The following is a 13,038-nucleotide window of genomic DNA, read 5'->3' on the forward strand; positions in this document are numbered from 1 at the left end:
GCGATACGAGCTAGAAGTGGCGGAGCTGGGTGTCGTGCGTGGGCTGCGGCCTGTAGCCGGGTTCCTGCGGTATGCCGTCGGCGTCGGCGTTGCGCTCGAGGGATCGGCTGACGATCTCGCGTGAGCCCAGGCCTACGGCGAGTGCGAGCGTGAGGACGATGCCTCCGAAGAGGATGCCGAAGGCGAGGTCGACGACAGTGCCACCGATTTCGAGATGGTCGAGGACCATGGCTGTGGTGAGGACGAGGACGAGCCACTTGACGCCGAGCGAAAGGAAGCGCGCGTACTGGAGGCGTGCATTGACGGCTTCGATGAGCACTGTCCGCGCGAGGAAGCGGGCGATGAGCGTTCCGACGATGAAGAGAAGGATGGCGCCGACGGAGTGGGTGAGGTAGGGGACGAGGAAGAAGGAGACCTGCGAGTTGCCAGCGTAGGCGGCGTCGAAGGCGGAGATGCCGATGAGGCAGCCAAGAATGACGGAGCCCCAGAAGGTTGCGCGTGTAAGCAGCAGCGTGGGACTGTGTGAGGGAGCCCACTCCATTGGAATGATGGAGCCGCGGGTGAGGCGGTCGTCGAAGCGGAGCAGTGTGAGGACGCGGCGGAGCAGTGTGGCGAGGATGGCTCCGATGACGGTGAGGATGATAACGGCCAGCAGGAGCGCGAGGATGCCAGGGAGGAAGTTGGCCAGCGTGACAAGGGCCCTGTGGGCGGATTGGCTCAGAGCGAGTTCGACTTGTTGCCACATGGGCGAACCTCCTTATAGTTGGATGCCAGTTAGCGAGTCAGCAAGCTAGCGAGTTAGCGAATCTACAAATTCATGAATCCTATGGGTTGAAGCGGTCGGGCCAGCGCCAGCGGGAGACGAGATAGGGTTTGTCGGTCTCGAAGGCCATGGCTACGTCTTCGATGTGGCGTTCCGGCGGAGTGCCGCCGTGAACGAGGATGAGGTGCGAGGCGACCCAAGCGAGATAAAGCGGTGTGAGTGCGCCGAGCAGGTGATTGCGATTGATGGTGCGCAGACGGTAAGCAAGGATGAAGTCGTAGACGATGCGTGCCCAGAGGTTGTCGGGCATGCGGAAGGAGTCCTGCGGCATGAGCGAGAGGTGCTTGAGGCCGAGGAGAGAGTGCGGCGGCAGGACGAGTCCCCAAATCTCCTGCAGGTTGGAGTAGGCGAGATGGAAGGACTCGAGCATGGGGGTGACGTCGAGTGGCTCGGGCTGCTCGGACGTGGCCGTGATGGCGCGTGGGGGGATGGTGGCGCGTACGCGCTGCCAGAAGACGGCTTTGGAATCGATGTCGGAGAAGAGAGAGCCGGCAATCTGATTGACGAGGGAGTTGAGGTCTGTCGTGGCGGGTGCGGGCGTGCTACGAGTGGGGATGTCTGTTTCAGACATCGTGTAGCCGGCGACGGCGGCTTCGGAGGCGGGCCAGATGATGGCGTCTTCCTGACTGGCGGCTGTGTAACGCTGCGCTACGGTGGCGAGGCGCTCGAGCATGCGCAGTGAAAGTCCGAGGTCGAGAGCCAGAGGGAAGCGCGGGCGTGCACAGAAAAGTGCGCGGCTGACGGGATAAAAAAGTGCGGAGTTGAGCAGAGCTTCGCGTGCGCCGGGATGGTAGTGCGCGACGATGAGATCGTTGCCGGAGGCGAGTGTGGCGGAGGCCATGTTGCGGATCGCGTTTGCCGGCATAGTGTGCGATTCGGCGCCGAGCATGAGGCATGCGGTCGCATGGTGCTCCTCGGCAAGCTTGTAGGTGTTGAAGTAATCGGCTGCGGTGAGGAGCCAGCTGGTGGCCGACGGTGCGGGAGGAGTGTAGGGCAGCAGCTTGAGCTTGTCGAAGGAGAGACTGCCGGTGATGTTCGGCGCTATATCGGGAACAGCGACTGGAAGCGAGAGGCCGGGGAAGGCGAGAGCAAGGTTGGCGAGCGCAGGCTCGATGGCTTCGGGGGTGATGGCCGTGAGGTGAATGAGCAGTCCAAGGTCGGCCTGTGAGGGGAGATCGGCGACGGCTGCGGAGATGTTTGTGGGAGTGGTGGCCATGATGTTCGAAGGCTCTTATCGACTAGTGTAGGACGTCTGAAATGGTGATGTGTATGCCTGATGAGGTAAGAAAAGCAAGATTACCCCGCGGCGTTGCACCTGGGTCGGAGTGGCAAGATTTGACGGAGGCATTATGAGGCTGCTCCTGGTGTTGGCTGCAGCTCGAGCCAGAAGAAAGAATACGGAGCGAGGGTGAGGGGGTAGGGCTGATCGGTGATGACAGGGAAGGAGACGTAGCCGAGCATCTCGACGGGTGTCATGCCGGTGAATTCGCTGAGATCGAGTGAGACGGGTTGTGCGAAGCGCGAGAGATTCGCGACGCAGAGAACGGTTTCGGTACCGGGCGATGACATGTTGCGTTTCGGCGCGGCTTCGGTCTCCTGGCGCGAGCGGGTTGTGGGATCGTAATGCCGCAGATAGGCAAGGACCTTGCGGTTAGCGGGGTTGAGGAACTCGAGCGTGCCGCGACCGAAGACCTGGAAGAGCTTGCGCAGGGCGATCATGTTGCGCGTCCAGTGCAGGAGCGAAGATTGGTCGGCGAGCTCAGCTTCGACATTGACGGCCTGATAGCCGTAGACGGGGTCCATGATGACGGGGAAGCTGAGACGCGCTGGGTTAGCGGTGGAGAAGCCGGCGTTGCGGTCGGAGTTCCACTGCATGGGGGTGCGGACGGCGTTACGGTCGCCGAGGTAGATGTTGTCGCCCATGCCGATCTCGTCGCCGTAGTAGAGGATGGGCGTGCCGGGAAAGCTGAGCAGGATGGAGTTGAGCAACTGGATGCGTTGGCGATTGTTGTCGAGCAGCGGAGCAAGGCGACGGCGGATGCCGGAGTTGACGCGCATGCGCGGGTCGGCCGAGTAGGCGAAGTACATGTAGTCGCGCTCATCGGAGGTGACCATCTCGAGGGTGAGCTCGTCGTGATTACGGAGGAAGAGTCCCCACTGACAACCGTCGGGAATCGGTGGCGTCTGCGCCATGATGTCGGTGATAGGCAGACGGTCTTCCTGACGGAGCGCCATATAGATGCGCGGCATCAGGGGGAAGTGAAAGGCCATGTGGCATTCGTCGCCGTTGCCGAAGTAGGGGCGGACGTCCTGCGGCCATTGGTTGGCTTCGGCGAGCGTGAATCGATTGGTGTACTCGTCATCGATGGCAGAGCGGAGGCGGCGGATGATGGCGTGGGTTTCTGGGAGAGACTCGCACATGGTGCCGTCGCGCTCGACGAGATAGGGGATTGCGTCGAGACGGAGTCCGTCGACGCCGAGGTCGAGCCAGAAGCGCATGGCTTTGAGGACTTCGTCCATAACGGCGGGGTTGTCGAAGTTGAGGTCGGGCTGGCATGGCTTTGAGGACTTCGTCCATAACGGCGGGGTTGTCGAAGTTGAGGTCGGGCTGGTGCGAGAAGAAGCGATGCCAGTAGTAGGCCTTGGCAGTCTCGTCCCATGTCCAGTTGGACTTCTCGGTGTCGGAGAAGATGATGGGCACGCCTTTGTAGAGCTGATCGGTGTGGGACCAGACGTAGAAGTTGCGTTCGGGTGAGCCTTCGGGAGCGTGCCGTGCGGCTTTGAACCAGGGGTGCTGGTCGGAGGTGTGGTTAATGACGAGCTCGATGAGCACCTGCATGTTGCGCTTGTGTGCTTCGGAGAGAAAGCGCTTGAAGTCGTCGATGGCGCCGTAGCTGGGATTAACACTGGTGTAGTCGGCGATGTCGTAGCCGTCGTCGCGCAGTGGCGAAGGGAAGAAGGGGAGGAGCCAGAGACAGGTGACTCCGAGATCCTGCAGGTAATCGAGGCGCGAGATAAGGCCAGGGAAGTCGCCAATGCCGTCACCATTGGAGTCCTGGAAGGTGCGGACGTGCAGTTCGTAAAGGATTGCGTCTTTGTACCAGAGTGGATCGGTGGCGCTGCCGGCTTTCTTCACGGTGGTGTCGTCGCTTTCTTTCTTCGTCATCTATGGAGATGCATGCTGTGAGAGCACGGTTGTAGCGCGCTCATTTCTAAGGTGATAGATGCGAGGTACAACCTGTGGACACGGACGAGGACTCTAACAAAGAAAAGGTACTTCAAAGAACAAATAAACCAAGACATTTGCTGTGCGGCTACGCACCTTAACCTGCGCATTTTTTCAAACAGGGTTTCTCATGTTGCGTGTTCCGACTTCGACCTACAGACTTCAACTTCACAAAGAATTTACTTTTGACGATGCTGCGGCAGTGGCGGACTACCTGTGTGCGCTGGGCGTATCGCACATCTACTGCTCGCCGTATCTGCAGGCTGCACCGGGCAGTATGCATGGATACGACGTCGTGTCGCATCAACGGGTTAATCAGGAGCTGGGTGGGCAGGAGGGGCATGATCGTTTTTCAGCGAGACTGAAGGAACTCGGCATGGGCCAGGTACTGGATGTTGTGCCGAACCACATGTCCTTGGGGAAGGAGAACCGTTACTGGTGGGATGTGCTGGAGAACGGTACGTCAAGCCGGTATGCCTCGTTCTTCGATATCGACTGGCAGCCTGCAGAGGAGCGGCTTCGCGACAAGATTTTGGTGCCGGTGCTCGACGATCAGTATGGACGCGTGCTGCATCGCGGAGGGATTCGCGTTGTGCGTGCGGGCAATAAATTTCATGTCGAGGCTGCGGGGCAGGCATTGCCGGTTTCTCCGCAGACATTGCCGTCCATTTTGGGGCGCGCGGCGGAGATTGCACGATCGAAGACGCTGAGCTTTCTTGCGGGTTCATTCGGAAGGCTTCCCACCCCACAGTATGAGGACAGGCGCAAGGTGCTGGCGCTGCACAATGACAAAGTGGTGTTGTATACGCTGCTGGAGCGGTTGTGCTCGGAGGAGCAAGGTGTATGCGATGGGATTGAGCGTTCTGTTGAAGAGTTAAATGGAAATGAAGATGCGCTCGATGATTTTCTGAATCAGCAGAACTACAGGTTGGCATATTGGAAGACGGCGGGACAGCAGTTGGGGTATCGGCGGTTTTTCGATGTGAACTCGCTAGTCGGATTGCGTGTAGAGCGCGAGCATGTGTTTGAAGAGACACATGCGTTGGTGCTGGATTGGCTGAAGCGTGGCGTGTTGGATGGCGTGCGTGTCGATCATCCAGATGGCTTACGCGATCCGCTGGAGTATTTGACACGTTTGCGTGAGCGCGCGCCGGATGCATGGATCATTGGCGAGAAGATTCTTGAGCCGGGTGAGTATCTGCGCGAGAACTGGCCGATTCAGGGGACGACGGGTTATGACTTCATGCATGTTGCCGGTGGTGTGCTGGTTTCGTCGCAGGGGCTGCAAGAGTTGACGAGTGTGTACCTGAACTTCATCGGTAAGGATGCAGCGGCTGTGCTTGCGGATTACACGACGATGGCGCACGACAAGAAGATCAATGTGTCGCAGGAGGCGCTGGGCAGCGACGTCAATCGGCTGACGACGATGTTTGTGGAGATATGCGAATCGAATCGCGATCGCCGCGATTACACGCAGACTGAGATACGTCGTGCGATTCGCGAGCTGGCGGCATGTCTTGATATCTATCGCACGTATGTTGTTCCTGAGCGTGGCGAGATTACGGATGAAGATCGCGCGCATATTGCGCAGGCAACGGTGTGTGCGAAGGCGCGGCGCCCGGATATCGATGGAGATCTGTTCGACTTTCTGCGCGATGTGTTGACGACAATTGCGACGGGAAGGCGTGAGAGCGAATTTGTGCAGCGCTTCCAGCAGTTTACTGGGCCGGTGATGGCGAAGGGTGTCGAGGATACGGCGTACTACTGCTACAACCGGCTTTCAGGGATGAATGAGGTTGGCGGCAACCCCAGCGGTAATGGGGTGAGTGTCGCGGAGTTTCATGCTTATCACGAGAAGATGCAGGCGACGCATCCGCTGACGATGACTGCGCTTGCGACGCATGACACGAAGCGCAGTGGCGATGTGCGAGCGCGGCTTGCAGTGCTGTCGGAGGTGCCATCGCGATTTGCTTCGTCGATTCAGCGGTGGTCGCGGATGAATGCGCCGTTCCGACGACGTGCGGTGGGAGGGCCGATGCCGGATGCGAATACGGAGTATCTCTACTACCAGACGCTGATCGGAGCGTGGCCGATTACGGCGGAGCGCATGCAGGCGTATATGCTGAAGGCCGCTCGCGAGGCTAAGTTGCATACGACCTGGATTGCGAACAATAAAGAATTTGAAGATGCGTTACTTGAGTTTGTGGCGCACACGATGGAGCATGCTCCGTTTCTGAAGGATGTGGAGCAGTTTGTGGAGCGGGTGAAGTTTGCGGGCAGGGTGAACTCGCTGGCGCAGACGCTGATGAAGCATACAGCACCAGGGGTTCCTGATCTTTATCAGGGGACGGAGTTGTGGGACCTGAGCCTGGTCGATCCGGATAATCGCAGGCCAGTGGACTATGAGCGGCGTCGTGCGGTGTTCGACGAGATGCGGAACATGATGGGGGAGAACGTTGCCGCGCGCATCATGGAGCGTATGGATGATGGAATGCCGAAGATGTGGGTAATTCATCAGGGTCTGCAATTGCGGCGCGAGCGCAAGGAGTCGTTTGGTGCAGATGCTGCATATACACCACTGGTCGTGAATGGAGCGAAGTCGGATCACGTGATTGCGTACCTGCGTGGCGCATCGGTGGCAACGATCGTTCCGCGGCTGACCATGAAGGTGATGGATGCATGGCGCGATACGGCAGTTGTGCTTCCTGAAGGGACATGGACGAACCGGCTGACGGGAGCGGCAATGAATGGTGGCGCGGTGCCGATGCGGGTGCTTCTGCGCGATTTTCCGGTTGCTCTGCTGGTGCGCGAGGACGGCTTGAATGCATGAGTTTCGAGTGTGGGCTCCTGTGGCACAGAGGCCCAGGGTAAAGCTTGGCGAAGCGGATTACGAGATGGCGCGCACAGATGATCGCGGATGGTGGAGTGTGCGTGTTGAGCAAGCAGGCCCGGGTACGGACTACGCCTTTCTTGTGGACGATGATCCAAAGCCCTATCCCGATCCGCGCGCGATGTGGATGCCGCATGGCGTGCACGGGGCGTCGCGTGTTTACGACAATGCGGCCTTCGTGTGGAGCGATACGGGCTGGAGTGCGCCACCGCTGGCTAGCGGTGTGATCTATGAATTGCATGTCGGAACGTTTACTCCTGAAGGGACGTTCGATGCAGCGATCGCAAAGCTCGAGTATCTGGCGAAGCTGGGCATCACGCATGTTGAACTGATGCCGGTGGCGGAGTTTCCCGGTGATTTCGGTTGGGGATATGACGGCGTTGCGTTGTTTGCAGTGCGCGATGCCTATGGCGGCCCGGATGGATTAAAGCGTTTTGTGAATGCGTGTCATGCGCATGGCTTAGCGGTTCTGCTGGACGTTGTGTACAACCACTTCGGACCGGTGGGGAATTATACGGGGCGGTTTGGTCCGTATATGACGAACCGGCATACGACTCCCTGGGGTGAGGCGGTGAACCTGGAGTTTGAGGAGAGTGATGAAGTACGGAGGTTTTTCTGCGACAACGCGCTGATGTGGATGCGCGACTTTCACATCGATGGGCTGCGGTTGGATGCGGTGCATGAGTATGTGGATCGGTCGGCAATCCACTTCATGGAGCAACTTGCGACGGAGGTAGACGATCTGTCTGCGTTGCTAAGGAGGCGTCTGGAGCTGGTTGCAGAGAGCGATTTGAACGATCCGCGCGTGGTGAGGTCGCGTGAGGCGAACGGGTATGGCATGGATGCGCAGTGGAACGATGACTTCCACCATGCATTGTTTGCGCTGCTTCACACGGGCGATACAGGGAAGGGGTACTACGCTGACTTTGGCTCAATGCAGGACTTGGCTAAGGCGCTAACGCAGGTCTTTGTCTATGACGGTCGGTATTCGAAGTACAGACGCAAGGTTCACGGGCGGTCCGTCGAAGGGCTGTCGATGCACCGGTTTGTCGGGTTCATCCAGAACCATGACCAGGTGGGAAATCGTGCGACGGGCGACAGGCTGGAACATATTGTTGGGTTGGAGCGAGCGAAGGTTGCGCTTGGAGTGGTGATAATGGCGCCGTTCGTCCCCATGATCTTTCAAGGGGAGGAGTTTGCGGCGTCCTCCCCGTTTCAGTACTTCGCGCATCATGAGGACGAGGCGATGGCGCGCGCCGTTTCAGAGGGGAGGAAGCGGGAGTTTGCAGCTTTTGGATGGGCACCTGAGCTGATTCCTGATCCGGAGAGCAGGGAGACATTTTTGCGTTCGAAGCTGAACTGGGCAGAGACCGATAAAGGCAGCCATGCGGAGATGCTGGATTGGTGCCGTAAGTTGATCGCGTTCCGGCGCCAGTCAGCCGCGTTGAATGAGGGCGCTTCGGGGCAAATACAAGTGAGATTCGATGAGGCGCAGCAGTGGCTTGTGATGGAGCGCGGAGACGTCAGCGTGATGGTGAATCTAGGACAAATGCCTGTAGAGCTATCCTGCCGCCGAGAGGACCGAATGGTGCTTCATTCAGGAGACGGGGTTGCGATGCAGGATGAGATGGTTCTTCTGCCCCCATCGCGGCTGGCTATTCTTTCACGCCAGACGTTTTAGGTGAGAGGTATTTGCCGGGTAAACTGAAGAAACTCCGTTAAAGCAGGAAACTTTTGGAACGCCCAGCCGTCTGTTCTCGTATCGAACCTCAGCAGGCGAGCGGTAGACAGCATGCGTCCTGAGCTTCGAGCGGTTAGCTGATTCGAGCAAAAGGATTATCAGATGGTTTGGACGGGATCAACTTTACGCGTGGCCGCACTGGTTGTCGCGCTTTTTCCGACAGGGATTATCGGGATGGAACCTGTCGCTTTCGCACAGGCTTCTGCAGCGTCGCCTGCCACGCGACAGATCGGCACAGTAAAAGCACTATCGGGTAATACGCTGACCCTGGCTGCGGATGGTGGAGCGCAGGTGTCGGTAACGGTTGCCGATGGAGCGAAGATTCTGCAGCTGGCTCCGGGCAGCACGGATTTGAAAGCGGCGCAGCAGATCACGCTTGGTGATATCACCGTGGGTGATCGTGTACTGGTGACAGGCAAGGGCGCAGACGATGGCTCGTTTGCTGCGGCGCGCGTGATTCTAATGAAGTCGGCGGATATTGCGCAGAAGAACGAGCAGGAAAAAGCGGACTGGCAACGCCGCGGATCGGGCGGCCTGGTCAGTGCTGTCAGCGGATCGACGATCACAGTGACGTCAGGATCGAAAAAGATTTCAGTCGAGACGAGCGGGACGACAAAGTTTCGGCGTTATGCTGCTGACTCGGTGAAGTTCGAAGATGCGAAGCCGGGGACGTTGGCGCAGATTCAGGCAGGCGATCAGCTTCGGGTTCGTGGCGATAAATCCGATGATGGAACGACGATCCAGGCGGAGGAGATTGTCAGTGGATCGTTCAAGAATCTTTCTGGAACTCTGGCGACCGTCAATGCTGCGTCTGGAACACTGACGTTGAAGGATCTTGCAACGAAGAAGATGGTGACGGTGAACGTTACCTCAAACTCCGATCTTCGCAAGCTTCCTCCCGAGATGGCGGCCCGCTTTGCTGCGCGCGAGCGTGGAGGAGCGGCGGCGGGTGCAAATGCGGTGGGAGGAGCCAAGCCGCAGGGCGGTGGAGCTGCCGCACCAGGTGGCGCTGCGAGCGCGGGTTCTTCCGCTGGTCGTGGACCTGGAGGCCCTGCTGGACCCGGTGGGCCTGGAGGCGCAGGGCGTGGCGGCGATCTTTCGCAGATGTTGTCGCGTCTGCCAACGGAGACGATCGGCGATCTGAAGGTTGGGGAAGCGGTGATGGTTGTCGCTTCCGATTCGGGTGGTTCTGCGTTGACAGCGGTCACGATGCTGTCGGGAGTTGAACCGATTTTGGCTGCGGCGCCAAGCGGCGCTCCGGCAATGACGCTCTCGCCGTGGAATATGGGCGGCGGCGGTGGCGCGGATGCTGGTGGACCACAGTAAAGAGCGCGTAAGGAACGAACGCGTAAGAACGCAGAACAATCAGGTTTCCTCATTGAAGGAGAAGTAATGGCATTACGTGGAGTGATCAAGCTCTTTGTGTATCTTTTCGTCGCTTTGGCGCCGGTTGCCGCGATTGCGCAACAGCCGGCCGGTGGTTCGGTGCATGGCACTATTGTTGATCCAGACAGCGCGTTGATTCCCGGTGCGACGGTGACGCTGACTCCTGCGAAGGGTAAGCCGGTGATCGTGCAATCAAAGAGCGATGGAACCTATACCGCGCAGGGTTTGGCTGCAGGCACGTATTCGATGACGGTGACAATGAATGGCTTTGCTGCTTTTGTGCGCGAAGGCGTTCGCGTTGCAGCGGGCCAATCGGTGGCGGTCGATGTCAAGATGGCGCTCCAAACCGATACGCAACAGATCCAGGTCACGGCGCAGAGTGCGCAGGTCAGCGTGGATTCGGACAGCAACGCCAGCTCGACAGTGATTAAGGGTAAGGACCTGGACGCGTTGTCGGACGATCCAGATGAGTTGTCATCAGAACTTTCAGCGCTTGCGGGCCCTGCTGCAGGACCGAATGGCGGCCAGATTTATGTCGATGGATTCACCGGCGGCCAGCTTCCTCCGAAGTCGTCGATCCGCGAGATTCGTATCAATCAGAATCCCTTCTCTGCGCAGTACGACAAGCTGGGATTTGGCCGCGTTGAAGTATTCACCAAGCCGGGAACGGACAAGTACCACGGCTTTTACAGCATTCAAGGTGGAGACAAGTCGTTCAACACATCGAACCCGTTTCTTGGCGCTTCGAACAATCAGCCGGACTATCACACAATCTTTATGATTGGCAGCATCAGCGGGCCGATCAATCGCTTTTCATCGTTTACGGTGGGCGGATCGCATCGCACCATCCAAGACAACAGCATCGTGAATCCGGGCGGATTCTATGCAGACCCAGCAAATCCCACCGTACCATGCAATCCGGGTACTACAGGAACGCAGAATTGCCAATATTCCACGTCTGTCCCTGAGTCGATCCGTGCAGTAGCTCACCCGCAGACACGCAGCGATATCTCGCCGCGAATTGATCTTGCATTAGGAGAGAAGAACACGCTGACGGTTCGTTATCAGTATGAGGTCAATGGTCAGCAAAATGCTGGCATAGGAAATACAACACTGGCGACTGCGGGCTATAACGCGGAGTCAAATGAAAACACGATTCAGATCAGCGATACGCAGATCGTCAATCCGCACGTCATCAACGAGACGCGGTTCGAGTATCAGCGCTCTTATGCTACGCAGGATCCGCTCAGCACGGCTCCGACGCTCTCTGTGCAGGGTATCTTTACGGCTGGCGGATCGAGCCAGGGCACACAACGCAGTACCCAGAACCATATCGAGGTGCAGAACTACACTTCGGTAGCGCTGGAGAAGCACTTTATGCGACTCGGCGGACGCTTGCGTACGACGAGTGAGGATCTAACCTCGACGCAGGGACAGAACGGAACGTTTACTTATTCGTTCTTGCTCGATCCGTGCACCGATCCCAAGCAAACCAATAAGCCAAGCGCCTGTGCAGGTGTGACGACGAAGTGCACGGTGCTGAGCATCTCTTCGTATCAGTGCGGTACGCCGGGTCAGTACGCCGTTACGAAGATCAATCAGGAGACGGTGCATAGTCGTCTGACGGATGTGGGTTTGTACGCCGAAGATGACTGGAAGCCAAAGCCAAACCTGACGCTGAGCGCCGGAATTCGTTACGAGGCGCAGAACGTTATCAACAGTAATCACGACTTTGCGCCGCGTATCTCGTTCGCGTGGGGCATTCCGCGTAAGGGAGGCAAGTCTCCAGTTACGGTTGTTCGCGGTGGTTACGGAATTTTTTATGATCGGTTCAACCTCACCAACTATCTGAATACGTTGCAGCTGAATGGCACCACGTGGCAGAAGCAGACGTTTATCAATCCAGGGGTGGCATGCACACCGGATCATCCAGAAAAGTGCGGAACATCGGCAGCGAGCCGAGCAACTCTGTATACGTTGGGGAACGGAATACGCAGCTCGTATACGATGCAGGCTGCGGTTGGGCTTGATCAACAGCTTGGCCGTTATGCGACGATGTCGGTCAACTACCTGAATGCGCGCGGCGCTCATGAGTTTCTGACCAGGAACTTCTATGACCCGACGACTCCCACAGTTACTCCAACGACGCCATACCGCTATCAGTATCAATCTGCAGGTGTCTTTCGACAGAACCAGTTGATGTTCAATGGCAATGCTCGTCTGCCGAAGGTGACACTGTTTGGCTTCTATGCGATCAGCTTTGCCGATGCTAATACGTCTGGTGCCGGATTCATTCCGACGAGCAACACGAATACGAAGGTTGACTATGGCCGCGCGACGTTTGCCTTCCGCCAGTTTGGCGTCTTCGGCGGCAGCCTGAACTTCCCCTATAAGATCACGGCAAGTCCGTTTATGATCGCCCAGGCCGGTACGCCGTACAACGTTATTACGGGTACCGACCCACTGGGATCTTCGGTCTACAACACGCGGCCTTACTTTGTGAACGGCGACAGTGGCAATTGCAGGAATGTAAACGACTTCAGCCTGACCCAGACGGGTAACCTGACACCAGTTCCCATCAACTACTGCACAGGTCCGGCGAACGTTACGTTCAACCTGCGTCTTGCTAAAGCCTTTGGATTTGGTCCGAAGACTGGGGCGGCTGCTGCAAGTGGCGGGCAGGGCCAAGGGCAGAACCGTCGTGGCGGTGGTGGCGACCGTGGACGCGGTCCTGGCGGCCCCGGCGGCGGTCCGATGGGCATGGGCGGCACCAGCTCAGGACATAAGTACACCTTTACGCTGGGGGCGCAGGCCTTCAACCTGTTCAATATGGTTCCGTATGGCACACCGACCAGCAGCTTGAGCTCGCCAAGGTTTGGTCAGTTCACGACGCTTGCGACGGGGCCGTTCAGCTCGCAGACGGCAGTGCGGCGCATCATGCTGCAGGCTTCCTTCAACTTCTAATCCGAAAA

At 58.1% G+C, this 13,038-nt stretch carries 6 protein-coding genes and 1 pseudogene; 4 read left to right on the forward strand and 3 right to left on the reverse strand.

Going from position 1 to position 13,038, the window contains the following annotated elements; all coding sequences use genetic code 11:
- Window positions 1-10 precede the first annotated feature (10 nt).
- The 3 genes and pseudogenes from KFE13_RS14395 to KFE13_RS14405 all read right to left on the reverse strand — a co-directional run.
- Window positions 11-745, reverse strand: a complete 735-nt coding sequence (locus KFE13_RS14395; RefSeq protein ID WP_260703794.1) for a hypothetical protein — start codon at window positions 743-745, stop codon at window positions 11-13.
- Window positions 746-824: 79 nt separating this feature from the next.
- On the reverse strand, window positions 825-2,039 hold the full coding sequence (locus KFE13_RS14400; RefSeq protein WP_260703795.1) for a hypothetical protein: 1,215 nt from the start codon (window positions 2,037-2,039) through the stop codon (window positions 825-827).
- Window positions 2,040-2,185: 146 nt separating this feature from the next.
- Window positions 2,186-3,989: pseudogene (locus KFE13_RS14405) on the reverse strand (alpha-amylase family glycosyl hydrolase); the annotation flags it as partial.
- Window positions 3,990-4,179: 190 nt separating this feature from the next.
- Here KFE13_RS14405 and treY point away from each other — a divergent pair.
- The 4 genes from treY (at window position 4,180) to KFE13_RS14425 (ending at window position 13,030) form a co-directional block, all read left to right on the forward strand.
- Complete coding sequence (gene treY / locus KFE13_RS14410) at window positions 4,180-6,879, forward strand: malto-oligosyltrehalose synthase (protein WP_260703796.1); 2,700 nt, start codon at window positions 4,180-4,182, stop codon at window positions 6,877-6,879.
- On the forward strand, window positions 6,872-8,620 hold the full coding sequence (gene treZ, locus KFE13_RS14415; RefSeq protein ID WP_260703797.1) for a malto-oligosyltrehalose trehalohydrolase: 1,749 nt from the start codon (window positions 6,872-6,874) through the stop codon (window positions 8,618-8,620). The genes treY and treZ overlap by 8 nt, the downstream gene beginning before the upstream one ends.
- A gap of 234 nt (window positions 8,621-8,854) precedes the next feature.
- A complete protein-coding gene (locus KFE13_RS14420) occupies window positions 8,855-10,006 on the forward strand; it encodes a DUF5666 domain-containing protein (protein ID WP_260703798.1) in 1,152 nt (383 codons plus the stop codon).
- A gap of 66 nt (window positions 10,007-10,072) precedes the next feature.
- Complete coding sequence (locus KFE13_RS14425; RefSeq protein ID WP_260703799.1) at window positions 10,073-13,030, forward strand: TonB-dependent receptor; 2,958 nt, start codon at window positions 10,073-10,075, stop codon at window positions 13,028-13,030.
- The last annotated feature ends 8 nt before the right edge of the window (window positions 13,031-13,038 follow it).

The sequence above is a fragment of the Edaphobacter flagellatus genome, assembly GCF_025264665.1.
Classification (GTDB): Bacteria; Acidobacteriota; Terriglobia; order Terriglobales; family Acidobacteriaceae; genus Edaphobacter; species Edaphobacter flagellatus.